Origin of the sequence: Amycolatopsis pittospori, assembly GCF_013870525.1 — a bacterium.
Lineage (GTDB): Bacteria > Actinomycetota > Actinomycetes > Mycobacteriales > Pseudonocardiaceae > Amycolatopsis > Amycolatopsis pittospori.
This window is the reverse complement of record NZ_JACBXD010000083.1, coordinates 1-23366: the sequence shown is the minus strand read 5'-3', so window position 1 is coordinate 23366 and position 23366 is coordinate 1. Positions and strand designations below refer to the sequence as shown.

At 67.6% G+C, this 23366-nt stretch carries 23 protein-coding genes; 9 read left to right on the top strand and 14 right to left on the bottom strand.

From position 1 onward, the window contains the following. Positions 1-20: 20 nt before the first annotated feature. Positions 21-1001 (bottom strand): zinc-dependent alcohol dehydrogenase, encoded by a 981-nt coding sequence (locus tag H5J31_RS32280; protein ID WP_181776455.1) that lies wholly within the window; start codon positions 999-1001, stop codon positions 21-23. A 60-nt stretch (positions 1002-1061) separates the two neighbouring features. On the opposite strand from H5J31_RS32280, the gene H5J31_RS32275 reads away from it, so the two are divergent. Beyond that, positions 1062-1775 (top strand): CDP-alcohol phosphatidyltransferase family protein, encoded by a 714-nt coding sequence (locus H5J31_RS32275; protein ID WP_181776454.1) that lies wholly within the window; start codon positions 1062-1064, stop codon positions 1773-1775. On the opposite strand, the gene H5J31_RS32270 is transcribed toward H5J31_RS32275, so the two are convergent. The 4 genes from H5J31_RS32270 to H5J31_RS32255 form a co-directional block, all read right to left on the bottom strand. Then, a complete protein-coding gene (locus H5J31_RS32270; protein WP_181776453.1) occupies positions 1776-2138 on the bottom strand; it encodes a tautomerase family protein in 363 nt (120 codons plus the stop codon). Between the two features lies 1 nt (position 2139). Beyond that, the gene (locus H5J31_RS32265) at positions 2140-2703 is read right to left on the bottom strand and encodes a TetR/AcrR family transcriptional regulator (protein WP_181776452.1); all 564 of its coding nucleotides are present in this window, start codon (positions 2701-2703) and stop codon (positions 2140-2142) included. Positions 2704-2922: 219 nt separating this feature from the next. After that, complete coding sequence (locus H5J31_RS32260) at positions 2923-3507, bottom strand: Rv1733c family protein (protein ID WP_181776451.1); 585 nt, start codon at positions 3505-3507, stop codon at positions 2923-2925. 130 nt (positions 3508-3637) lie between these two features. Then, the gene (locus H5J31_RS32255) at positions 3638-6238 is read right to left on the bottom strand and encodes a sensor domain-containing protein (protein WP_181776450.1); all 2601 of its coding nucleotides are present in this window, start codon (positions 6236-6238) and stop codon (positions 3638-3640) included. A 134-nt stretch (positions 6239-6372) separates the two neighbouring features. Between H5J31_RS32255 and H5J31_RS32250 the strand changes: the two genes are divergently transcribed. The 3 genes from H5J31_RS32250 to H5J31_RS32240 all read left to right on the top strand — a co-directional run bounded on the left by H5J31_RS32250 (position 6373) and on the right by H5J31_RS32240 (position 9000). Continuing rightward, positions 6373-7524: a beta-ketoacyl synthase N-terminal-like domain-containing protein gene (locus tag H5J31_RS32250; protein WP_181776449.1), complete on the top strand. Its 1152-nt coding sequence runs from the start codon at positions 6373-6375 to the stop codon at positions 7522-7524. 105 nt (positions 7525-7629) lie between these two features. Further along, positions 7630-8307 carry a DUF998 domain-containing protein gene (locus H5J31_RS32245; protein WP_181776448.1) on the top strand — a complete coding sequence of 226 codons (678 nt, stop codon included), beginning with the start codon at positions 7630-7632 and terminating at the stop codon, positions 8305-8307. Between the two features lie 66 nt (positions 8308-8373). Next, on the top strand, positions 8374-9000 hold the full coding sequence (locus tag H5J31_RS32240; protein ID WP_181776447.1) for an AAA family ATPase: 627 nt from the start codon (positions 8374-8376) through the stop codon (positions 8998-9000). A 25-nt stretch (positions 9001-9025) separates the two neighbouring features. On the opposite strand, the gene H5J31_RS32235 is transcribed toward H5J31_RS32240, so the two are convergent. From H5J31_RS32235 to H5J31_RS32215, 5 genes are all read right to left on the bottom strand, one after another. Further along, a complete protein-coding gene (locus H5J31_RS32235) occupies positions 9026-10216 on the bottom strand; it encodes a pyridoxal phosphate-dependent aminotransferase (RefSeq protein ID WP_181776446.1) in 1191 nt (396 codons plus the stop codon). Between the two features lie 151 nt (positions 10217-10367). Further along, positions 10368-11501, bottom strand: coding sequence for a 4-hydroxybenzoate 3-monooxygenase (locus H5J31_RS32230; RefSeq protein WP_328701672.1), 1134 nt, complete (start codon positions 11499-11501; stop codon positions 10368-10370). 90 nt (positions 11502-11591) lie between these two features. Continuing rightward, the gene (locus H5J31_RS32225) at positions 11592-12539 is read right to left on the bottom strand and encodes a DNA polymerase domain-containing protein (RefSeq protein ID WP_181776444.1); all 948 of its coding nucleotides are present in this window, start codon (positions 12537-12539) and stop codon (positions 11592-11594) included. A gap of 70 nt (positions 12540-12609) precedes the next feature. Continuing rightward, positions 12610-13125 (bottom strand): lytic polysaccharide monooxygenase auxiliary activity family 9 protein, encoded by a 516-nt coding sequence (locus H5J31_RS32220; protein ID WP_181776443.1) that lies wholly within the window; start codon positions 13123-13125, stop codon positions 12610-12612. Positions 13126-13354: 229 nt separating this feature from the next. After that, on the bottom strand, positions 13355-15844 hold the full coding sequence (locus H5J31_RS32215; RefSeq protein WP_236005512.1) for a CHAT domain-containing protein: 2490 nt from the start codon (positions 15842-15844) through the stop codon (positions 13355-13357). Between the two features lie 834 nt (positions 15845-16678). On the opposite strand from H5J31_RS32215, the gene H5J31_RS32210 reads away from it, so the two are divergent. Next, positions 16679-17326: a hypothetical protein gene (locus H5J31_RS32210; RefSeq protein WP_181776441.1), complete on the top strand. Its 648-nt coding sequence runs from the start codon at positions 16679-16681 to the stop codon at positions 17324-17326. Then, entirely contained in the window at positions 17229-17720 is a 492-nt protein-coding gene (locus tag H5J31_RS32205) for a hypothetical protein (RefSeq protein WP_181776440.1), read from the top strand. The genes H5J31_RS32210 and H5J31_RS32205 overlap by 98 nt, the downstream gene beginning before the upstream one ends. 90 nt (positions 17721-17810) lie before the next feature. Here H5J31_RS32205 and H5J31_RS32200 read toward each other — a convergent pair whose 3' ends face one another. After that, complete coding sequence (locus tag H5J31_RS32200; protein WP_181776439.1) at positions 17811-18269, bottom strand: hypothetical protein; 459 nt, start codon at positions 18267-18269, stop codon at positions 17811-17813. Positions 18270-18423: 154 nt separating this feature from the next. Between H5J31_RS32200 and H5J31_RS32195 the strand changes: the two genes are divergently transcribed. Both H5J31_RS32195 and H5J31_RS32190 read left to right on the top strand, forming a co-directional pair. Continuing rightward, the gene (locus H5J31_RS32195; RefSeq protein WP_181776438.1) at positions 18424-19320 is read left to right on the top strand and encodes an ABC transporter ATP-binding protein; all 897 of its coding nucleotides are present in this window, start codon (positions 18424-18426) and stop codon (positions 19318-19320) included. After that, positions 19310-20134: an ABC transporter permease gene (locus tag H5J31_RS32190; RefSeq protein WP_181776437.1), complete on the top strand. Its 825-nt coding sequence runs from the start codon at positions 19310-19312 to the stop codon at positions 20132-20134. The genes H5J31_RS32195 and H5J31_RS32190 overlap by 11 nt, the downstream gene beginning before the upstream one ends. 129 nt (positions 20135-20263) lie before the next feature. Here H5J31_RS32190 and H5J31_RS32185 read toward each other — a convergent pair whose 3' ends face one another. The 3 genes from H5J31_RS32185 to H5J31_RS32175 form a co-directional block, all read right to left on the bottom strand. Continuing rightward, positions 20264-21121, bottom strand: a complete 858-nt coding sequence (locus tag H5J31_RS32185; RefSeq protein WP_181776436.1) for an oxidoreductase — start codon at positions 21119-21121, stop codon at positions 20264-20266. An 89-nt stretch (positions 21122-21210) separates the two neighbouring features. Continuing rightward, positions 21211-21894, bottom strand: coding sequence for a TetR/AcrR family transcriptional regulator (locus H5J31_RS32180; protein WP_181776435.1), 684 nt, complete (start codon positions 21892-21894; stop codon positions 21211-21213). A 29-nt stretch (positions 21895-21923) separates the two neighbouring features. After that, a complete protein-coding gene (locus H5J31_RS32175; protein ID WP_181776434.1) occupies positions 21924-22337 on the bottom strand; it encodes a PGPGW domain-containing protein in 414 nt (137 codons plus the stop codon). Between the two features lie 165 nt (positions 22338-22502). Between H5J31_RS32175 and H5J31_RS32170 the strand changes: the two genes are divergently transcribed. Continuing rightward, on the top strand, positions 22503-23366 hold an 864-nt coding region (locus H5J31_RS32170), incomplete at its 3' end, for an MFS transporter (RefSeq protein WP_181776433.1).

Below are 23366 nucleotides of genomic sequence, written 5' to 3'. Positions count from 1 at the left end.
GACCTCCTGAGGTCGTGCCCTTAACGCGTGTCCTCCAACTGATAAGTGACACGGAGGCAGAGCGTTCCCGGTTCATTCGCGGCAAGACGCCTCAGCGCGTCCGGCAGCTCGTGGAACCCGCATTCCCCGCTGACCAGCACGTCAAAGCTGGAATCGGCCAGAATTTGCCAAGCGAGCGCCAAGCGGTCTCCGTAGCTTCGGTTCATGCGGCGAGCCGGCGAGACCATGCCGACCTGGCTGCAGCGGATCGACAACCGTCGCGAGTGGAAGTTCTCGCCGAGCGGGATGCTGATCCTGCGATCGCCGTACCAGCTCATCTCGATGACTTCGCCCTCCGGCGCGAGCAGTTCCAGCGAGCGTGCCAACCCGGCTTCGCTCGCGCTGGCGTGCACGACGAGGTCGCAGTCGCCCAGCGCGTCGTCCGGTGTCGAGAAGTCGACACCGAGCGCTTCGGCGATCTTCGCGCGCTCCGGGTCGACGTCGATCAGCTGGACACGGGTCGCCGGGAACCCGGCGAGGAGTTTCGCGACGCTACTGCCGACCATGCCCGCGCCGACCACCGCGATCCGGTCGCCGAGTTTCGGGGCCGCGTCCCAGACGGCGTTGATCGCGGTCTCGACCGTCCCGGCGAGGATCGCGCGCTCCGGCGGCACCCCGCGCGGCACCGGCGTGACGGCCGACGCCGGCACGACGTAGCGGGTCTGATGTGGATACAGACAGAAGACGACCTGGCCGACGAGCTCCGCCGGACCTTGTTCGACGACGCCGACGTTGAGGTAGCCGTACTTCACCGGACCGGGGAAGTCGCCTTCCTGGAACGGCGCGCGCATCGCCTCACGTTGACTCGGTGGGACCTCACCGCGGAAGACGAGCGTCTCGGTGCCCCGGCTCACGCCGCTGCACAGCGTGCGGACCAGCACCTCGCCGTCGCCGACCGGAGGGAGCGTGACCGGCTTGAGCTCGCCGTCACCGGAACCACTGAACCAGAAGGCGCGTTCCATCGTGTCCTCTCATGTCGGACCCGCGAGACAGGGTCGCCGTCACCATAACGAGGAGGCCTCGTGATGAACCCCGGAATTTTCCTGGGGGTCCTGGTCCAGCTGGCGCTGCTGGGGACACTGGACGCCGCCGTCGGACTGGGCCCGCTGGGCTGGCTCGCCGGAGCGGCCTACGGCATCGCCGTGGGCGGATTCCTGACCTACGGGCTGCACCGGAGCACCGCGCGCTCCCTCGGCCCCGCCGACGCCGTCACGCTCGGCCGCTCGGGGCTCGTCGGCTGCGTGACCGCGCTCGTCGTCGACACCGCGGGGCAGGAGATCGCCGCGATGGTCGTCATCGCCTCGGTCGCGCTGGCCCTGGACGCCGTCGACGGCCAGGTCGCGCGCCGCACCGGGACGTCGTCGCCGCTCGGCGCGCGTTTCGACATGGAGGTCGACGCGTATCTGATCCTGATCCTGAGCGTGGTCGTCGCGCAGTCGCTGGGGCCGTGGGTGCTCACGATCGGCGCGATGCGGTACGTCTTCGTCGCCGCGAGCCGGCTGTGGCCGTGGCTGAACAACCCGCTGCCGCCGAGCCTGGCGCGCAAGACGGTCGCGGCCGTGCAGGGCATCGTGCTGGTCGCGGCGGCTTCGACGATCCTGCCGCTGTGGGGCGCCTACGCCGTCACGCTCGGGGCGCTGGGCCTGCTGACGTGGTCTTTCGGACGGGACACCTGGTGGCTGCTGGAGCAGCACGCCTTCAGTCCCGCTCGGCGCGTCACCGCCGATGTGGCTTGATCACGCGTACTGCGCTTCGCCGTTACCGAACGACCAGTTGATCAGAGCGGTCTCGTTGATCGTCACGAACACGTTCCGCGGCTCGGTCCCCGAGTACTCCTCCGCGAGCTCCGCGATTCGCCGGTACAGCGCCTTCTTCTGCTCGTCGGTCCGCCCCGGTCGCATGGTGATCGCGATGAACACGACCCCCTCGTCCCGGTGAATCCCCAGGTAGTCCTCGTATTTCAGGGTGCTTCCGCCGTTCTGGACCTGGAAGCGGTCGTCGGCGGGAATGCCCAGCGTCTCGACCATCGCGTCGTGTACGGCGTTGCCAAGGGCTTCGAGCTTGTCGGTTCCTACGGCGTCGATGCGAACGAAGGGCATGTCAGTTCTCCTTTGTGGCTAGCAGTCCGAGGGCGCCGTCGACGGCCTTCGCGAACACGTCCGGGGATCCGGCGGCGCGGGCGAGGACATACCCGCCCTGAAGCACCGCGACCAGCGCGGTCGCCGTGGCGACCGGGTCGAGCGCGGCGTCCAGCTCGCCGGCCGTGCGACCTTCGTCGAGCAGTTCGGCCAACCGGCCGGTGAGCCAGCCGAAGGTCTCCTCGACCGGCCTTCGCAGGTCCGCGTCCGCCATCACGTCGGGATCCTGGGTGAGCTTGCCGACCGGGCAGCCCTTGAGCACGTCGCGCTCGCGGCGCAGGTAGACGGTGATCCGCTCGACGACCGTGCCGGGGCCGGAGAACTCGGCCTCCGCCCGGGTCCGCAGATCGTCGGCGTTGCGACCGATCGCGGCCAGCGCGAGTTCGGACTTGCCCTGGAAATGGTGGTACATGCTGCCTTGACCGGCGCCGGAGCGCTCCTGGATCGCCTTCGGGCTGGTGCCGACGTACCCGCGCTCCCACAGAAGCTCGCGAGTGCTCTCGATGAGCTGTTCCCTCTTGTCCACGTCGTCACCGTACATACTAGTAGGTACAGGAACAACCCGGCACGCGGGGAGCAAGGGACCTTTGCTATCACTTTGGCGCCTATCCGCAGGTCAGGGGCACTCCCAGCCCGACCGTCGGCGACAGAAGTCCGTGAAGGCCTCCTTGAGGGACCCAGGGTCCCTCAAGGAGGCCTTCACGGACATTCCGCCGACCCCAAGACCAACCCCGAGGCAAGCCCCTCAGGAGCGTGTCCAGTCCTGCCCTACCCGTTCCCACTCCCGGTCCCAGGCCGCGCGCCGCGCCCGGTTCAGCAGGTGCCGCGCGATCAGGTATCCGACCGCCAGCAGCACCAGGGAGGCCAGCCAGACACCCACCCCGACCCCGATGCCCGTGCTGGCCGCGTCGACGGGCATCACCGGCGGGTCGACGACGGCGTCGGATTCGTCGAGCCACACCGTCACGGGGTCGCCCGCCGAAGCGCCGAGGTCGGCCGAAGCGAGGTCTTCGCGGAAGGTCCCGTCCGGCAGTGTCCAGCGCGCGGGCACCGAGACCGTCTCGGTCGAGGGTGTCCCGTCGACGCCGAACCGTGCGGGCGGAGCGTCTTCGAGAAGGAAGGCGGTCTCCGAATGCCGGGTGGCGGTTTCGAGAGCCGAGCGCGCCATCGCGGACGCGTAGGCCTCGGAGCCGGCGGCCGCGGCCAGCGGGACGCCGAGAAGGGCTCCCGTGATGCCGCCGATGAGGATCGCCCCCTCGATCCGGTCCCAGATCCGCGCGAGCGGATTCCGGCCGGGGTGGATCCGGCGCCACAGGTACACCAAGGTCATGACGAGCCTCCTTCGCCGGTCCCCCGCCGACAAGACTGCGTCGGGAATAGCCGGAGAGGTAGGAGGCTTTGGTCCTGTCAGCGGCGAGGAACGTTCTCACCCGGGAGCACGTACGCGAACGGCCCGCGGTTCAAACCCGGACGACGTGCTCGTACGCGGACTTCAGATCCTCGACCGGCCCCGGCGGCGCCACCAGTGGCCCTTTCGCCCAATCGCAGCCGAGCTCGTGCAGAACCTTCAGCTGCTGCGAGGTTTCGACCCCTTCGGCGACCACCACGAGGTCGACGGCGTGCGCCATCGCCATGATTCCGGCGACGATGGGCTCGGCGTCGCTGGACATTCCGAGATCGGCGACGAACGAGCGGTCGATTTCGATGACGTTCAGATCGAGCCGGCACAACTGGGCGAGCGAGGAATACCCGGCACCGAACCGTTCGGCGGTGACCCTGATCCCGGTTTTTCGCAGTGCGTCGACCGCGTCCGCGGCGTCTTTCAGGGCCGTTTCGTCGACGTCGAGACAGAGATCGCTCGGCGCAAGTCCCGCGTCGTCCAATGTGGTCTGGACCACTTGCAGTAACGTGGGATCGCCCAATTGGCGCACCGAAAGACTCACATTCACATTACAGTGCACACCATGATCGGCACGCCATCGGGAGATCTCTCCGGCGGCCTTGGCCAGGACGTCCGCACCGATGATCGTCAAGAGATCGCCGTCGTCGGCGATCTCGACCAATTCCGCGGGATCGATCGGCCCCCGGACGGGATGATCCCAGCGGGACTTCGCCTTCACCGCGACCATGTCGCCCGTCCGCAAATCGACGACGGGCTGATAAACGGTCTCGATCCGGCCTTCCGCGACGGCGTTCCGCAGATCTTGTTCCAGGATGAAACGATCCTGGACCCGTTCCCGCATGACCGGCGCATAGAACGCGTAGCGGCCGGGTCCGAATGTTTTCGCCTGATACATCGCCAGATCGGCGTCTTCCAGCAATTCGTCGGCGGTGCGGGGGTCACCGGGTTCCGCGAGCACTATTCCGATGCTCGTATTGATATGCAGTTCCCGCCCGTGCACGGTGAGCGATTCCGCGAGATGACGCTGCAGGTGATCCGCCAGCGCCCGCACTTCGGCGGCTTCGGTATAACCGGTGGTGATGACCAGGAACTCGTCCCCGCCGAGCCGTCCGACCAGGTCCGAGGGCCCGGCCGCGGCCCGCAATCGCTCGCCGATGATGCGCAGCACCTGGTCGCCGACGGTATGACCGAGCGAGTCGTTGATGATCTTGAACTTGTCGAGGTCGATGAACAGTACGGTCGTCGTGACCGCGGGGTCGGCGCTCGTGAGGCGCAGGTGATTGAGCGCGAGCGTCCGGTTCGCCAGCCGGGTCAACGGATCGTGGGTGGCCTCGTAGGCCAGCCGCTCGCTGATCGCGCGCCGTTCGGTGATGTCGGCGAACGACGTCAGCACCGAGGGGACGCTCTGCCCGGGCGCCATCAGCGGGCCGGAGGTCAGCGAAAGCCAGCGGTGCGCACCGTCGCGCCGCCGCACCTGCACGACCCGTCCGGTCTCGACCTTCCCGGAACGCCGCACGCGCGCCGACGGCAGATCGTCGACAGGCACCGGGACGCCCTGCTCGTCGTGCAGCCGCAACGTCCGGCTCTCCAGGCCGACCAGGGAACCTTCCGGTACGCCGGAGATCCGGTGCGCGGCGGAGTTCGCCAGTTCGATCCGCCCGCCGGGGCCGACCACCAGCACTCCTTCGTCGAGGGTTTCGACGACCGTCGCGAATTCGGCCTCGGCCCGGCGCTGCGCGGTCTCGTCGGCGCACAGCAGCACGTAGCCGTCGAACATCTCGGCAGCGGACACGCGCACGGCCAGCGCGGCGCCGTCGGCCCGGAAATGCGTCGCCTGCACGACGCCGCCCGACGCGACGACCTCCCGCGGGTCCATCGGCGCGCCGACGACCTCGGCGACCGGGACGCCGATCACCTCTTCGAGTTCATGCCCGTAGACGGCCTCGGCCGCCGGGTTCCAGCTCGTCACCAGCCCATCGGGCGACGTCGCGATGATCGCGTCGCTCGCGTGGCCGACCAGCGCGGCCTGAAACCGCAGCCCGGCTTCGGCCGCCTTCTGGGTGGTCAGATCGCGCATGATCACCTGATAGGCGGGTTTGCCCTCCCAGGTGGTGAGGACGGCCTGCGATTCGACAGTGACCTTGCCGCCTTCGAGGGTCAGAAGCGTCATCTCGGTCGGATCGCTGAACGAGCCGGGCGAGGCCAGCGAACCGATCCGTGCGAGCAGCGCGTCCTGCGAGCCGGTGTCGACCATGTCCGTGATGTGCAGCCCGACGAGTTCGGTCGAAACCGTCGCCCCGACGAACCGCATCGCGGCCGAGTTCACGAAAACGACTTTGCCGCGCTGATGGACGCAGATGCCGTACGGGCTCGCTTCGACCATCGTGAGGTACTGAGTACCCAAAGTGCCGCCGTCGGAGTTTTGCTCCAAAAGGCGGTACCCATCACGAAGAAACGCGAGTGCGGGATCGCCGCGATGATCCCTCTCGGTGGACAACTCGGTCAGCAACCGGACGAGCGACGCATGCCGGGCCGCCACCCCGCCCGGCGGGTCGGATATGCCAACCGTGCTGGCCGCGGTGCCGTTCGCTGGAGAGGAATCCTGATCCGAGATCCGGTGGGGGTCGGGAGTCCCACCGGCGAGATCGTCAGGATCCATGTGATCCAAACCCCCTATGTGACTGATGTAGCTTCCGATTAGATCACTAAATCGACGTAGCCGTCCTCCTCGTCCAGCGGATCGCTACGGCTTTTCCACCCCGGCGTTGACGGAATGTAGTTGAAGGGAAACACGTGCGGAGCAAAACCGACATCTGCGGCATCGGCGCCGTAACCGCCTATGGGTGGGGGCGCGAATCGCTTTGGGAGGGCCTCACGAGCGGCCTGCCAGGCGCCCAGCTCGTCGAAGGATTCGGCGAGACCCGTGAACTGCCCGGCTGGGTCGGGCACGTACCGGACGGAGGCAGACCGAGGGACGGCAGCCTGCACTGCCGCGCGTTGCTCGCGTCGGCGCGGGAGGCGATCGAGGACGCCGGCGCGAACGGCTGGACACCCGGCCGCCGGGTCGGCGTCATCTACGGCGGCGTCCGCGACGACATGCGCACCTGGGACAAGTTCCACGCCCTCGGCGAGCGGCTCGCGTTCCGGCGCGAGTTCATCGGCATGATGCCGTCGACGCCGATCACCTCGCTGATGGCCGAGTTCGGCTTCCGCGGCCCGTCGATGACCGCGTCCGCGATGTGCGCGACCGGCAACGCCGCGGTGCTCACCGCGAAGATGTGGCTGGACGGGGGGATCGCCGACGACGTCGTCGTGGTCACCACCGACGTTTCCGCGACCCGTCAGGTGGTGCGGCACTTCGTGCATTGCGGGGTGGCGGTCACCGACGTCCCACCACTCGAGGCGTGCCGTCCTTTCCAAGAGGGCACAAGGGGTTTCACCTTCTCCGAGGCTTCGGTGTCGGTGGTGATGACCCGGCAGAAGACCGACGCGTACGCGACGGTACTGGGCGGCGCCATGACGCACGAGGCGCATAACGCGATGGCGCTCGACCCTGATCCGACGACGGCGATCGAGGCGGTGACCGACGCGCTGGAGAACGCGAACGCGAAGGCGGCCGACGTACGGTACGTGAACGCACACGGAACGGGTACGAAACTGTGCCACCGCACGGAATCCCAGATCCTCGAAGCGGTGTTCCCCAGCAGTACGGAGATCTTCTCGATCAAACCGCTGACCGGCCACAGCCAGTCGGGCAGTGCGCTGACCGAGATCGTGACGACCTGCCTGGCGGCGCGGCGCGACCTCATCCCGGCACCGAAACCGGTGGCGGAAGGGCATGCGCAGCTGATGGACGGACCGTCGCGGCCGGAAAGCGGGCTCACCGTCAAAACCTCGATCGGGATGGGCGGCTACGTCACCGCCGTCGTGCTGGACGCCGCCTGACCAATTTGGTAACAGACGGTCTCAAGGTCGTCACGAAGTGTCATAACCCGTGCTCACGTCGCCGATACTTCCCAGTAGCGAAACGCACTGAGCACGGAGGCGGCCATGAGCCCGAGAACAGCGTCCGACAACCTCGTCCGCAACTACCTGTTCCTTCGGCGCGCCATAGGTTTCCTCGGCATCGGGCTGCCTTTCGTGCTCGTCTTCGGGAAGGTGCTCGTCGACGGCGGCGGGCTGCTCAACTCCATCAGCGGTTACTACTACTCGGGGATGCGTGACGTCTGGGTCGGCACCATGTGCGCGATCGGCGTCTTCCTGTTCTCCTACCGGGGTTACGGCCGCGTCGACGACATCGCGGGCAATATCGCGGCGGTGGCCGCGGTCGGGGTCGCGCTCTTCCCGACCACACCGGGGAACGGCACCCGCGCGGACGCGATCATCGGCATGGTGCACCTCGGCTTCGCCGCGGTCTTCTTCCTCACCTTGGCGTTCTTCTGCATCGTGCTGTTCACCAAATCGGACAAGGAGATCCCGGGCGCCCGCAAACCCGAACGGAACCGGCTCTACGTCGCCTCGGGCGTGATCATGCTGGTGTGCCTGGCGTTGATCGTGCTCTGCGGCCTGTTCTTCGACGACCTGACGAAGTCGCTCTACCCGGCGCTGTGGCTGGAGTCGGTGGCGATCCTCGCGTTCGGCGTGGCCTGGCTCACCAAGGGCGGGACGTTGCTGCCGGACAAGCCCGCGACCGTTCCCGGGGTCGTGGCGACGCACGCGGACGCCTGACCTGTACGGGAGCTGTGCGGATCAAGGTAAAGGAACCTTTGCCATCGGCCGGGTCGTTGACGCCTTATGACTGAGCGCATCGCACTCCAGCTCGGCCGCCGCGACCTCCTGGTGGTCGCGGGGATTCCCGGGGCGGGCAAGACCACCCTGCTGTCCCGGGCGGCGACCGGCGCGATGCCGGTGCTCGATTCGGACCAGGTCCGGAGCCGGTTGCGCGAGCGGCTGCCCGCCGCGCTGCCGTACCGGTTCTACCGGCCGCTCGTGCATCTGTGGCACCGGGCACGGGTCGTCGGTTTCGCACTCGCGGACGACGGCCCGCTCGTCGTCCACGAGCCGTCGACCAGGGCGAGCACGCGAGGGCTGCTCGCCCTGCTCGGCGTGCTGAGCCGCCGTCCGGTCCGGCTGCTGTGGCTGGACGTGACGCCGGAAGAGGCCCGCGCGGGCCAGGTCGCGCGCGGGCGCGTCATCCGGCGGCATTCGTTCGCCCGCCACTGCCGTCGAGCCGAGAAGGTGCGCCGCGAACTGCGGGCGGGCTGGGTCCCGGCCGGCTGGCACGGCGCGCAGATGGTGACCCGCGAGGTCACCGGGGCCCTGCGCTTCGTCACCGAAGAGGAACCCGGGAGAGACCGCTCAGGCGACGTCCGGCTCGTCCCCGTCGAGCGGCCGTCCGCACCCGCAGTGCGCGCAGGCTAGCGATTCCGGCTGGGCGGGCTCGGGGTCATCCGAAGGACCTGGTCGGTTCGGGGGCGGACACGAGTTCCATGGCGCCCAGCGGATGCGTACCGGCATCGTCGGCCATCCTTTCCACTCCGCGAAGGCCTTCGACGAGCCGTTCCACCTCGGTGTCCGGCCGGACACCGAACCGCAGGAACCGGCTACTGAGGCCGATCTTGTTACCGCAGTTGCGCACCAGCAGGTGGTGCTCGGAGAGCAAGTGGTCGCAGAACGCGCCACCCTCGATCCCGGCGGGCAGTTTCACCAGGAGGAAGTTGGCCTGCGAAGGAAAGACGGTGAGTTCGGGGAACCGGGAAAGCTGCGACGCCATCATGAACCGGTCCAGGGCGAGCATTTTGAGGCTTTCCTCGTACTCGGCGCGATGTTCGGCGAGCATGAACACGAACGCTTCGGCGAGGGAGTTGACGTTCCACTTCGGCAGCGCGGCGGACATCTTCTTCGTCAGCGCCGGATTCGCGATCTGGTAACCGAAGCGGATCCCGTGCAGGCCGAAGTTCTTTCCCAGGCTCTTCAACACGATCACGTTCGGTCGCAGCGCCGCCTCCTCGGCGACCGACGCCTTCCTCTCCACCTCGACGAATTCGATGAACGATTCGTCGATCACCACCAGGTCGAGGTCGATCAGCTCGTCCATGAACCGGATCACCTCGCGCCGCGGGACGTACCCGCCGTCGGGGTTGTTCGGATTGCACAGCACCGCGACCCGCGATCCGCGCGAGCGGATGAACCGGATGTACTCGTCTATCCGCAGTTCGAACTTGTCGGCCTCCCGCAACAGGAACATGTCGACGCGTTTGCCGGTCTCCAGCGATTGGTCGGTCCAGCGGCCGAAGGTCGGCACGGGCACGGCGATGCTGGTGTCCACCAGCAGCCGGTCGATCCAGGTGATGAGCTCGGTCGAACCGTTGGCCATCGACACCGTCGCCGGGTTGAGCCCGAGCGTGCTCGACAGCCGCCCGATGATCGTCGCTACGTCGCTCGGGTAGAACTTCAAGATCGTTCTGAGGTTGGCTTCGAGGTGCTTGAACATCTCGTCGGTGGGGAAATACGGATTCGCCGGGATACAGAAATCGGCGAGGTCGGTCGTATTCCCCAGGGCCCTCGAAACCGAGAAGAACGACGGACTGTGGGCCGTCCCCTGCCTGAGGACGGCCGTGTTGATTCCGTGTCGCACGCGAGCTCCATCCGCCGTAACCGGGCAGAGGCCCGGAACGTAGAGACCTCTGCTCCGTGATACGGACGTGATGATTCACCGGTTCATTCAAGTCGCGAGAAAGCGCCTCACCGGCCGAAACGCCGCCGGGCGGCGGGCAGGTCGGCACGGATCAGATGCCCACGTAGTTCTCGGCGAAGAAGTCCTGATGAGCACGGGAGGCCCGCAGGCTTTCGAGCCGCGCGTCCCGTAACGCCCGCTGGAAGACCGCCTCGTCGTCGTGTCCGGTGGGGCCGTGCAACAGATCGATCATCCAGAGGGAGAACTCTTGCGCATGCCAGATGCGCGGCAGACATTCCGCGGAGTACCGATCGAGTAGTGACCGGTCCTTTTCCTCGTAGGCGGCGATCAGCGCACCGGCGAGGATTTCGGCCTCCAGCAACGCGAGATTCGCGCCCTTCGCCGCGGCCGGGCTGATCAGACTGGCCGCGTCGCCCGCGAGGAACAGGTTCCCGCGCTGGATCGTGTCCATCACATGCGAACCCAAGTCCACGATCCGGCGCTCGATGATCGCGCCCTGTTTCAGGGAGCCGTACTGTTCGGCGCGCATCCGCAGGTGCAATTCGGCCCAGACGCGTTCGTCCGTCCAGTTGGCGGGATCCTCGCCACGCGGGACCTCCAGGTAGTAGCGCGTCACCGTCGAAGTCCTGGCCATATGTCCGGCGAACCCGCGTTCGTGGATCGCGTACCCGACGGCGGACATACTGGGCGGCGCCTCGGCGAGGATCGCGAGCCAGGAGATTCCGTGGTCACGCTGGAAGACCCGGGCCGGCACGGACCTCCGCGACACACCGTGCCTGCCGTCGCAGCCGGCGACGTGGTCGGCACGCAAAAGAAGATCGTCGGCGATGACGGTCGCGTCCGTTCCCGACACCGAAGAGACCTCGGCACCGAACCTGATTTCGCCGCCACGCGACAGGAACTCCGCGATCAGGTCCCTGACCAGGAACTGTTGCGGGTAAACGGTATGCACTTCACCGCGACCGAGTTCGCGGTAATCGAGCTCGAATTCCGCCCTATCACTACGAAAGGCGCAGGTGTCATGCTCGAACCCGCTGCGCAGCAAGCCTTCGGCGAGCCCGTTCTCGGCGAGCAAGCGGACACTGTTCGCCGCCAGAAACCCTGCCCTGGCACGGTTTTCGATATGTTCCCGGCTCCGTCTCTCCAGGATCAGGCAGTCGATTCCGGCCGCCCGCAACAGGTTTCCCAGTACCAGCCCGGCCGGACCCGCACCCAGGATGAGCACGTCAGCATCGTTCTTCCCCACGAAAGCCCCCAGTACCTCCGCCACCCCTCGTGGTCCAAGGTACACAAAAAGCTTTGGTGTGGTGCGCGTTCATTCGTGCTGGGCGCGCGCCCTCGCGCGGCGTTTACCTTCGTGCATCGCCGCGACCCGCGCGATCGGGATCGTATGCCCCTGTTCCACGAGGTCCGAGGGCAGCGACTGCGGTTCGGGCATCATTTCCGCCCACGGATCCTTGTCCCCCAAGAGAGCGGGCGCGGTGTGAACGGTGAAATCGGCGGGGACGACGTTTTCGAGATCATTCCAGGAAACCGGGAACGACACCGGCAACCCGGGCCGCAATCGCGGACTGTAGGCCGACGCGACCGTTCCGCCGCCTGCACGCGTCGAATCGAGGTACACCTTCCCCTCGCGGTCCTCGACGATGTACGCGGTCGTGGCGACCGACGGATCGACCTGTTCGGCCCGGGCGGCGAGCGCGCGGGTCGCGGCCGCGACGTCGTCGAACGCCTGACCCGGTACCAACGGGACGAAGATGTGCACACCCTTGGAACCACTGGTCTTCACCGCCCCGGCGAGCCCGGAGTCCGACAGAGCCTGTCGCACCAGGCCAGCGGCTTTCACGACATGCGCGAAATCGTCGCCGGCGGGCGGGTCGAGGTCCAGGACGAGATGGGTCGGGCCGGTGGTCTCCCCCGCGCGCATCAACGTCGGGTGGTACTCGACGGCGCGCTGGTTCGCGAACCACATGAGGGTGCGGCGGTCGTCGCAGAGCGCGTACGACACTTCCCGCTTGGAGGTCTCCGCCCACATCCCGTGCCGCTTGACCCATTCGGGCGTGTATTTGGGCAGGTTCTTCTGCATGAACGGCCCTTGGCCGCGCAGGATGCGGATCACGGACAGCGGCCGGCCCTCCAGGACCGGGAGGATGCGGCCGGCGACGGCGTCCAGGTAATCGACGAGGTCGCGTTTGGTGGCGTCCTCGAACAACGGCTGGTCGAGGTTGCTCAGCTTGACCCCGTCGCGCTCGTCATCGCTCATGGGGTGAGCGTAAAGCCTCGTGAGTGGTAATGACGGTTCCGACCGTCATTACCACTCACGAGCCCGACACCTAGCTGATGTTGGCGTCGATGCAGGCGTAGAACGCGTTCGCCGTGTCGTAGACGTTCCAGCGGGCGAGGATCTTGTGCCGCCCGCTCTGCTGCAGGTTCACACTGTGCGTGACCGTGGCGCCCGGCTGCGCACCGTTGTCGTTGACCGTGGCGACCTTGGCGCCGTCGACGAAGTACTCCCACGTGCTGGTGCGGTGGCGAGCCGTGATCGTCCACCGGAACGTGGTGGTCCGGCCGAGGTTGTGGACCGTCCAGCCCTTGCTGTCGTTGTTGAGATCCGCGAAACGGCCGACGCCGCCGTTACAGCTCATGAGCCCCTTGGGGCCCTCTACGCTTTGCGGTTCCCATTTGATGTCACCGCAGGAAACGGTGTTCTGAGCACATTGCGCCTGCCTGCTGGCAGGTGAGGAAACGTAGCCGTGCGCGCTGGCGGTTCCCGCCGGGATCGCGACCAGAACAGCCGGCACCGTTGCCGCACCTGCCGCCAGGGTCAGAAGCCTTCTCTTGAAGCTCATGCCTACCCCTTTCGACACCCACCGCTGACCCGGTGGCAGAACCGTCCGCGAACTCGAGGTTCCTGGGCCACAGCGAGCGAAAACCAATGACGGTTGGGACCAACATCCGCCGGAGCGCCGAGCTGGCGAATGTGGTCTAGACCATAATTGGTTCAGACGACTCGGTCAAGAGTAACCAACCGGGCACTTGCGCCGGTGAAGATCGAACAGGGCCTGTCAAGACCGGCGATCAGCCCGCACCCAAACAGACGAACGGTCGCCGGAACGGATCAACCGCGATGGTCTTCGCCAGCGCAGTCGCCGGTCCGGCGCCTTCGGCCAGTCCGCGGTGGTAGTCGTCCATCGCGGCCGCGGCCGCCTCGTCACCGACTCGGCTCAACGGCGCGATCACCGTCCGAGAGCCGCTCGCGAGCAGCGCGCTGGCGAAACCGAGCACCTCGTCGCCGGGCCGGATCCGGTTCAACGCCAATTCGCACGCCGCGAAAACCACCTGCGACGGCGGCTGCGCGAGACCGGCCATCTCGTGCGCGAAGAGCGCTCCGTCGGCCAGTTCCAGCCTGGAGAACAAGGCGTTCTCGGGTTCGTGGGCGCCATGTGCGGCGATGTGCGCGAGCTTCGCGCCGTCCAACGCCGCCAGAACGGACTTCACCGTCGCCGCCTGCCCGGTCAAGGCGCGCGCGGTCCGGTAGTGCGTGGCGAGTTTGTCCAGCTCACCTCGGCTCCCGACGAGTCCGGGCCCGCGAACGAGGACGACCTTCCGCGCCCGGGGCATCCTCGACCGCTCCGCACCCAGCCACGCCGTGGCGGACGGCGCGACGACGACCGGGCGCGAACGCAACGCGGGCAGCACTCCCCACGGGACGGCGTACAGCGAACCGGTCGGCACGACGACCAGGCTCCGCTCGCCGATCAGCTCGTCCAGCGGCCGGATCAGCTGGGCGTCCAGCCGTTCGGACTGTTTCCGCGCCGAGGCGAGCACCGACTGGACCAGTGGTACCGGCAACCTGTCCGGGGCGAGGGCGTCGAGGTCGATGTTCAACATGCGCGCGGACTCGGCCGCCCGCGCCGCCGAACCGAGCCGGACCAGTTCACTCCGCCCGCCGGCGACGACCACCGCGACCAGCTCGTCACCGGACGACGCGAAACTCACCAACGCGCGTTCGCCCAGTTCGCCGCCGACCTCGGCGAGCCCCGCGACCGGCCTCGGCCGCCCCCACCGCCCGGTGTGCCACCCGAGCCGGTGCGCCTCACGCAACCGCTCGGCATGTTTGGCGCGCAAGGCCGCGGTCGGATGGCCGTCGTGCTGCGCCTGATGGATCGCCTGATCGAGACCCCGGACCTCGCCGACCCGCTCGGCGAGGTCCGGGTCGGTCGCCGCGACCGGTTCGTACCGGTAACTCTGCGCGCGAGTCCGCTCCGTCCAGCCGAACAACCGCGCCGCGTCCGCACGTTCGAGCACGATCTTGACGGCCAGGTCGGCCAGCTCCCGGCCGTGCAACGCCGTCCCGGACACCAGTTCGAGCCCGCCCATCCGGTCACGGACCCGGTCGAGTTCGGTGAGCCCGGCCCGGATCTCGGCCAGCGCCTTGCTCTTGTCCCCCTCCGCGACCGCGAGTTCCGCGCGGCAGAGCCGTCGCAACATCCGGTAATCGACCGTCGTGAGCCTGCCCGGCCGCGGAATCCGCGCCAGCAACTCGCCTGCCCGCTTACGGTTTCCCTTCCTGAGCTCCACCCGGATCGCCAACATGCGCGCCAGCGCGGCCTGATCGGCCAGGCGCGGCATCGGCATCCCGTTCGCCGCCCGCAGGGCCCGTGCGGTCAAGGTCGGCGGGATTTCGTTGGCGCGCAAGGCATCCCGTACATCCGCGCGGAGTCCGATGATGGTCGCGTTGGCGACACAGGTCTGACAACCCCAGCGCAACATCCTGCGCCGCGCCGAAGCCGCGTAGCCGCGGGCCAGTTCGAGATCGTCGCTCATCAGTGCCGCGGAAGCCCGATACAGCTCCGCATACCCCAGCTCTCGGGTAGTGCTGGTCTGCTCGTGCATCACCTCCAGCACCTCGTCGAGATGCCTGCCCGCCTCGTCCGCCAACCCGGCCGCGAGCAACGCTTGCGCTTGGTCCAGGCGCAGAAGCGGGTGAACCTCGACATCGAGGGCCCGATAGATCCGCTCGCTCTCCTCGTAGAGCCGAAGGGCCGCGGGCACGTCGCCGACGCGCAGTTCGAGCGAACCGAGCGGGCGCCGGACATCGGCCGCCTGGAGCCGAAGTTCGTACTTCTCGGCGATATCCATCGCATGAGACAGGTCGACGCGCGCTTTCCGAACATCTCCCAGTCGCGTATACGCGAGCCCGCGTGTGATCATCGTGCCCAGATACGGATCGAGGAGAGGAACCGGATCCGGCACCGAAGCGAGAGCGAACTCCTTGTGCTCGATCGAAGCGTCGAAATAGGCGACACCGTCCTCGTTCCGGCCTACCGCCATGAGAAGAAGGCCGTAGTTGTGGTCGATGGCGCCACTCAGCTCGGCACGCAGTCTCGGATCGCCCACTTCACCGAGAAGCAACCGGACTTCGTCCAACTCGGCCAGCCCGGCGGTGACCTCACCGCCGGTTTCCGTGCCGAGCGCGACAAGCGAATTCGTGAGCCGTATCCGGGCCGCGAGCCACTCCGCTCGAACGCCTTCGGCACCCGGATCCACGGAGTCCAGCACCGCCATACCCCGGTGGAGCAGCTTCAAACCCTCACGCGGCCGCGCCGAGCAGACGGCCTCGACACCCGCCCGCTGAAGGGCGCGCGCTTTACGGATGACATCGGCCACCCCGAGTTCTGTTACAGGCACTGATCTATGACAGCACAGTCCGTAGCCGAAATGCCGTCCGCCCATCGAGGAATACCTCGACGGGCGGATCGGGTCATTTCAGCACAGGCGATCAGGACGTCGGCGGCGGCGTCTGGATGCAGCCGCCGGCACAATCGAAAAGGTGATTCCGGTTGTGTTCACAATCCGGGCTGTGCTGGTGTTCTCCCAGGTCAGGCTGCGGTTCGACCGGGTCGACCGGGTCTTCCTCGCCGATGGGATCCTTGATGTCCGTAGGCGTCGACATTGAGCGATCTCCTCCCCTGATGATCCTTTGTCGTGCCAGGAGGCCAAAACACTCCAGGCCCCCTCCACTCGCGGGCCCTCTTCCCGCGAATGGGGCAATAGTGCCACAACGGAGCAGTGATCGGGAGCTTTTACCTACACTGAGTCATCTCGTGCACCCATAAGGGGGACGCATCGTTAGCGGACCTCACGACCTGGTCCGAACGGCCCAATCGGCTTCGCGTCGCCTGTCGTGTCGGCGACGACAGCAGTCGGACGATGATCGACCGGGTTTTCCCCGCACAACGGCGAAACCGGCACCGAAAGCGCGCCGCGGCCGCGACGATCCCACTGCGCCATCCGGCCTAAGATCCAAAAATACTTGTGACACAAGGGTTTCCGGCCGGAAAGGCCGGGGAACCCACGGCCTGTCGGGGGTTGACCGACAGACATCCGGAGGAGATATCGATGCCCACGTGGTTGGTCATCATCATCGTCATCGTCGCGATCCTGGTGGTGGGAGCGGCCGCTTGGTTCGTCATCACCGAACAGCGCAAGCGGCGATTACGCGAGAGGTTCGGGCCCGAGTACGACCGGGCCGTCAAGGAACACGAGAGTCCGCGAGAAGCGGAACGCGACCTGGCATCGCGCGTGAAACGCCACTCGGATCTCGACATCCGGCCGTTGTCGGCGACCACAAAGGACCGATACGCGCAGGAATGGTCGCTGATCCAGGAGCAGTTCGTCGACCGTCCGTCCGGCGCCGTCGTGGAGGCGGACCGGGTTCTGGTCTCCCTGATGGCCGAGCGCGGCTACCCGACCGAAGGGTATGACCAGCAGCTCGCGGATCTGTCCGTCCGGCACGCGAACGCGTTGCGGCACTACCGCGCCGGACACGAAACGCTGGAGCACCATCGGGAATCTGAAATGTCCACAGAGGACATGCGAGAAGCGATGAAGCATTACCGCGTGGTGTTCGAAGATCTGCTGACCGACGGTGACGAAGGAGCGGAAAGTCATGGAAAACAGGCCTCTGGGAACCGAGGGAACGGAACCGCGGACAACGGAACGCGTCGCGGGAACGACGGATCGGCTCGACGAGGAACGGACCACTGACGGTCTCGACGGAACCCGCTCCGGCGGTGTCGAGACCAACGGCGGGCATACGCTGAGCACCGAGGATCTGGTGGCCGCCGAACCCGAGCCCACCACCGAGGCGACGGCCGAGACCACCGAGGACGTCGAGCACACCCTCTTCGAGGACAACGACATCGAGCGGTTCCAGGACAACTGGAAGGGCATCCAGACGGCCTTCGTGGACGATCCGCAACGGGCGGTCAGGGAGGCCGACGAGCTGGTCGCCGTGGTGATCCAGAACCTCGCCGCGACCTTCGCGGACCACAAGAAGGACCTGGAAGCCGCGTGGAGCCAGGGTGAGCCGGCCACCGAGGACCTCCGGATCGCGTTGCGCCGCTACCGGTCGTTCTTCAATCAGCTGTTGACCAGGTAAGCACGAAGCGCGTGAAGGACTCCTTCTCTCGGCTGATCATTCAAAACCACAGCCGAGGGAAGGAGTCCTTCGCGCGTGTTACGGGCTTACTCAGGCGCCGGTGGTCGATCCGGGACGCACGATCATCAGCACCGTCACCACGGCCCAGAGAAGATTGAACATCCCGGTGTACATCGCCACCTTCCCGGCCGTCAGCGGTTCCGACGGCGGCTCGGCGTCCAGCGCGGCGAGGATCGCGTTCTGCCCGGGCAGCACCAGCAGGGCCAGCACACCGCCGGCCGCCGCGGTGAGCACGATCGACACGAGAACCCATACGTCGCCGAAGACCTTCATGCTGCCCGCCGTCGCCAGCCCGAAGAACGGCACCGCGAGACCGATGATGGCGTACACCCGGCAGATCCGGTTCAGCGCGCGCAGCACCGAGAGGCCGGAACCCGGTTCGGCGAACGCCTTCCGCGCGGCGGCCGGGAACATACTCGCCGCGACGGTGACCGGGCCGATCGCGATGACGGCGGCGAGCACATGAAGGATCAGGAGGACTTTCGACACGCTGTCGAGCCTAAGATCACCACCTCGGCGTCCGGTACCGGTGTTTTCGACAGATGTCACAGGATTCCGGCCATCGCCTACGTCCGGTGACGTACGCGCGAAGCCGCTCCCGAACGGATGTGCCGCGTCCTCCGGACGGACACCATTCGTCACCATGAACATTCCCGTGGACACAGACGAGCTCACGAAACGGTACGGCGAACAGCTCGCCGTCGACCGGATGAACCTGACCGTGCTGCCGGGCGAGATCTACGGTTTCCTCGGCCCGAACGGCGCCGGCAAGACGACGACGTTGCGGATGCTGCTGGGCCTGGTCCGGCCGACGTCGGGCAGCGTGCGGCTGTTCGGCAGGCCGCCCGGCGACCTCGACGGCGTCGGCGCGCTGATCGAATCGCCCGGCTTCTACCCGTATCTGTCCGGTTCGGACAATCTGAAGGTGCTGGCCCGCTACAGCGGAACGGATCCGCTGCGGGTCGGCGAGGTACTCGCGATGGTCGACCTCGCCGATCGCGGCAAGGACCGGTACTCGACGTACTCACTCGGCATGAAGCAGCGGCTGGGTGTCGCGGCGGCGCTGCTGAAGGATCCGCGGCTGCTGATCCTCGACGAGCCGACCAACGGGCTCGACCCGGCGGGAATGGCCGACATGCGCGTGCTGATCCGGCGGCTGGGCGCGGAGGGCTGCACCGTGCTGCTTTCGAGCCACATGCTGGGCGAGGTCCAGCAGATCTGCGATCGCGTCGGCGTCGTCTCGCGCGGACGGCTGATCGCGGAGAACACGGTGGCCGAACTCCGGGGCGGCAGTGTGCTGCACATCGAAGCGGACGAGATCACGCGTGCCGCCGAACTCGCGGAGCGCTGGATCGGCGCGGAGAACGTGCGGACGAGCGGGACCGGACTCGATCTGACCGTGGAGCCGGATCGCGCGTCGTGGCTGAACCGCGAACTCGTCACGGAAGGGATCGCGGTGCGCGAACTGCACGTGCGCGAACGGGATCTGGAGCAGGTTTTCTTCGAGCTCACCGGAGAGGTGGCAGGTCATGTGGGGTAGCTGCACCGCCGAGCTGGCGAAACTCGTCCGGCGTCCGGCGAACTGGTTCATGCTGGGGATCGCGGTCGCGCTCGGGCTGACGTTCACCTACCTGCTCCCGCTCGCGGGAGCGACGGGCGCGTCGAGCGGGGCGCCGGGTACCGATCGCGGGCTGGCCACGACGATGCCGGGCAACCTGGTCGGCAACTCGATCGGCGGGCTGCCGGTGTTCCTCGGCGCGATCATGCTCGTGATCGGGGTACTGGCCGTCGGCACCGAGTACGGCTGGAGCACGTGGAAGACCGTGCTGACGCAGGGTCCTTCGCGGATGACCGTCTACAGTGGAAAGTTGTTCGCGCTCGCCGTGGCGGCGCTGGCCGTCGTGGTGGCGAGTTTCGCGACCGGCGCGATCACGAGCGCCCTCATCGCCTCGTCGGAGGGCGAGCCGATGAACTGGCCCTCGGCCGGTTCCTTGCTCACCGGGATCGGCGCGGGCTGGTTGATCGCGATGACCTGGACGGTGCTGGGGGCGGCGCTGGCGATCGCGATGCGCGGGGTGGCGCTGCCGATCGGGCTCGGCCTGGTGTGGCTGCTGGTGATCCAGAACCTGCTGTTCGGGGTCGCCGCCCCACTGCTGGACTGGGTGAACACACTCCAGCTGGCCCTGCCCGGCGCCAACGCCGGTTCGCTGGCCGCGTCGCTCGGTGCTTCCGAGGCCGCGCCGGGAATCGGCGAGCTCGTCGGCGTCTCTCAGGCGACGCTGGTGGTGGCCGGCTACCTGGTGGCGTTCGCCGGCCTCGGCGGCTGGCTGCTGCGGCGCCGGGATGTCCTCTGAAAGTACGGGACCCACGGCGCTCCGGTGTTGCGAAAGGCACTTTCGCAACCTTCAACGTTGCGAAAGTGCCTTTCGTAACACCCGCCACGCGGCCGGCCGGCCACCCCCGAAAGCGGGCTTCACGTACTTCTAGGCGAGGGCGTCGAGATCCGCGATGACGTCCTTCGGCAGTTCGAGGTCCGCGGCCGCGATGTTCTCGTGCAGATGCGGCACCGACGACGTCCCCGGGATCAGCAGGATGTTCGGCGACCGCTGCAGCAGCCACGCGAGAGCGACCTGCATCGGCGTCGCGTCGACGCGGCGGGCGCAGTCGTCGAGCACACCCGACTGCAGCGGGGTGAAACCGCCGAGCGGGAAGTACGGCACGAACGGGACGCCGATGGTCGCGAGGGCGTCGAGAAGGTTGTCGTTGACCCGGTTCGCGACGTTGTACTCGTTCTGCACGCAGACGACCGGCGCGATCGAACGGGCTTCCTTGACCTGCTCGGCCGACACGTGGCTCAGGCCGAGGTGCCGGATCAGGCCCTGCTCCTGCAGTTCGGCGAGGACCTCGAACGGCTCGGTGATCGAGACCGGGATCGGGAAGACGCCGTGCTCGCCGGCGAGCCGCAGGTTGACGACGTCGAGCACGTCGACACCGAGGTTGCGCAGATTGTCGTGGACCGCGGAGGTCAGTTCCTCGCGCGAAAGCGCCGAAGGCCAGCCCTTGTCCGGAGTCCGCTTCGCGCCGACCTTGGTGACGATGTGCAGGTTCTCCGCGTACGGGTGGAGCGCCTCGCGGATCAGCTCGTTGACCGTGTGCGGGCCGTAGAAGTCGCTGGTGTCGATATGGGTCACGCCCAGCTCGACCGCCTCGCGGAGGACGGCGATCGCGGCATCGCGGTCGCTGGGCGGTCCCCAGATGCCGGGGCCGGACAGCCGCATGGCGCCGTAGCCCATCCGGCTCACCGTGAGATCGCCGAGAGTGAGGGTGCCGCCTGGGCTCATGATCGCTCCTTGTACCGGTGGGTCCGCTGACTCACCTTATGCATGGTCACGCGCCTTGGCCCGGCCGGGAAGGGAGCAAGGGACCTTTGCTATCGCCTGGGGCTCTGACCTGCACGAACAGCGAGGCCGACCAGCTGGTTCGCCAGGCCTTCGGTCAATCCGTCGACGAACATCTCGCGGCCGGCGGGCGCACCTCGTTCGGCCAGGACCGTCGCCACGGCCTCGCCCGGGTTCGCGTAGGGCCATAGCCCCGCGACGAGGATGAAGACGGCCTTCGCGAAGTGCCCGGCCGCTTCGGCGTCCAAGGGGACCTGGGCGCGGACGAGGTTCGCGAGCCGTTCGGTCCGCTCGGCGGCCCGGGTCTTGAACGTCCGCGCGGTCTCCACGGAGATGTTGCGTTCGAGTACGGCGGCCATCGTGCTGATCAGCTCGCACAGCAGACGCTGCTGCGAGATCGACTTCGCGATGACGGTCGCGACGCGCACTTCGCGTTCGTAACCGAGCTTCGCGTCACCAGGTCCGCCCAGGTCGGCTTCGAGTCCGTCGAGCCACGCGACCCAGATCGAGTCGAGGACTTCGAGGAAGATCGCCTCGCGGCTGTCGAAGTACCGGAGGACGTTCGACTTCGCCAGGCCGACGCGGTCGCTCAGCTCCCGCAGGCTGATCTGGGAGACCGGCCGCTCGGCCAGCAGATCGCGCGCCGTCCCGAGGATCGCCGTGCGCCTGGCCTCCACCTGTTCCGGCCGCCGGGCGCGCTGGAAGTCGGGGGCCACGCGCCGCACGGTACCAGACCACCCGGCTGTTATTCGGCGTTCGCGGCCCGCCTGGCCTGCACCCGCTTGTAGCTCCAGATCAGCAGCGCGAACAGGATGAGCCCGGACAGGATCAGGCTCGAACCGGTGCTCCAGCCGGCGAGCGGCAGCCCGGGCACGAGACCCCAGATCACCCCGGCGGCCAGCAGGCCCAGCCCGGCCAGCACCGAACCGGCGATGCGCAGCGGCGACGAAACACTGTCTTCGGCCGCCTTCATCGCCCTGTCCCGGATCGGATCGACGTACTTCTCCACCGCCGGGAACTCCGATGCCAGCACCAGCAGGCCGGCGAGCACGAGCAGCAGCCCCGGGCCGGGCAGTACGAGCAAAGCGATGCCGACCAGCAGGAGAATGACGCCCGCGATCAGGATCAGCACCTGCTTCACGGGTTTTCCGATGCCCACCGTCGTCTCCTCGCCGTTGTCCTCCCCCGATTGTGCCGGTCGCGCCCGGAAAGCGCCGGTCCTGCCCGGGTGACAACCGGTTCGAAAACTTTTCGCCGGACCTGTCTGTTTCCTCCGCGGCCGTTCGTCGGGGTGGTGAACCACCCCCGAAGGACGGAGGCACGCATGCACCCCGACCCGCGCCGATGGCGAGCGCTGGCCCTGCTCTGCACGGCCAACTTCATGGTCATCCTGGACTCGCAGATCGTCGTGCTCGCGGTGCCGTCGATCGAACGGGATCTCGGGTTCGCCGGCGGCGGAACGCACTGGGTGCTCAGCGCGTACCTGCTGAGCTTCGGCCTCCTGCTCCTGCCGGGCGGCCGCGCCGCGGACCTGCTCGGCCGCCGCCGGACCTTCTCGGCAGGCACGGCGTTGTTCCTGCTTTCCTCACTGCTGTGCGGATTCGCGTGGAGTGACGACGTCCTGATCGCCGCGCGCGTCCTGCAGGGAATTTCGGCCGCGTTGATGGCGCCGAGCGCGCTTTCGCTGGTGATGACGACGTTCACCGACGACGGCGAGCGCACCAAGGCGCTGGCCGCGTGGTCGGGCGTCGGTGGTTTCGGCGCGACGGCCGCGCTGCTCATCGGCGGCACGCTGACGCGGGCTTTCGGCTGGGAGTGGGTGTTCTTCCTGAACGTCCCGGTCGCGCTCGTCCTGCTGGTGGCGACGCCGGCGCTGCTCGACGAAAGCCGCGACGTCTCCCGGCGCGGGGCTCCGCTGATCCCGCTGCGGATCTTCTCGTCGCGCATGCTGACCGGCGGCAACCTGGTGATGCTCACCGCCGCGATGGGGGCCTTCGCGGTCTCGTTCCTGATTTCGCGCTATGCCCAGGAAGTACTCGGCTATTCGCCGCTGCTGTTCGGTGTCGCGACCGCGGTGCTGCCGGTGATGGCGGTCGTCGGCGCGTACGGCGGGCAGGCGCTGATCCCGAAGATCGGCGTGCACGGCCTGGCCGCGGCGGGCACGATCCTGCTCGGCGCCGGCTGCCTG

What these genes read in the sequence shown, in the direction of transcription:
- H5J31_RS32195 (WP_181776438.1), top strand. Translation starts at nt 18,424, where the DNA reads ATGAACATTCCCGTGGACACAGACGAGCTCACGAAACGGTACGGCGAA.
- H5J31_RS32255 (WP_181776450.1), bottom strand. Translation starts at nt 6,238, where the DNA reads ATGGATCCTGACGATCTCGCCGGTGGGACTCCCGACCCCCACCGGATC.
- H5J31_RS32270 (WP_181776453.1), bottom strand. Translation starts at nt 2,138, where the DNA reads ATGCCCTTCGTTCGCATCGACGCCGTAGGAACCGACAAGCTCGAAGCC.
- H5J31_RS32280 (WP_181776455.1), bottom strand. Translation starts at nt 1,001, where the DNA reads ATGGAACGCGCCTTCTGGTTCAGTGGTTCCGGTGACGGCGAGCTCAAG.
- H5J31_RS32220 (WP_181776443.1), bottom strand. Translation starts at nt 13,125, where the DNA reads ATGAGCTTCAAGAGAAGGCTTCTGACCCTGGCGGCAGGTGCGGCAACG.
- H5J31_RS32205 (WP_181776440.1), top strand. Translation starts at nt 17,229, where the DNA reads ATGGAAAACAGGCCTCTGGGAACCGAGGGAACGGAACCGCGGACAACG.
- H5J31_RS32210 (WP_181776441.1), top strand. Translation starts at nt 16,679, where the DNA reads ATGCCCACGTGGTTGGTCATCATCATCGTCATCGTCGCGATCCTGGTG.
- H5J31_RS32260 (WP_181776451.1), bottom strand. Translation starts at nt 3,507, where the DNA reads ATGACCTTGGTGTACCTGTGGCGCCGGATCCACCCCGGCCGGAATCCG.
- H5J31_RS32225 (WP_181776444.1), bottom strand. Translation starts at nt 12,539, where the DNA reads ATGAGCGATGACGAGCGCGACGGGGTCAAGCTGAGCAACCTCGACCAG.
- H5J31_RS32215 (WP_236005512.1), bottom strand. Translation starts at nt 15,844, where the DNA reads ATGGCGGTGCTGGACTCCGTGGATCCGGGTGCCGAAGGCGTTCGAGCG.
- H5J31_RS32245 (WP_181776448.1), top strand. Translation starts at nt 7,630, where the DNA reads ATGAGCCCGAGAACAGCGTCCGACAACCTCGTCCGCAACTACCTGTTC.
- H5J31_RS32190 (WP_181776437.1), top strand. Translation starts at nt 19,310, where the DNA reads ATGTGGGGTAGCTGCACCGCCGAGCTGGCGAAACTCGTCCGGCGTCCG.
- H5J31_RS32185 (WP_181776436.1), bottom strand. Translation starts at nt 21,121, where the DNA reads ATGAGCCCAGGCGGCACCCTCACTCTCGGCGATCTCACGGTGAGCCGG.
- H5J31_RS32240 (WP_181776447.1), top strand. Translation starts at nt 8,374, where the DNA reads ATGACTGAGCGCATCGCACTCCAGCTCGGCCGCCGCGACCTCCTGGTG.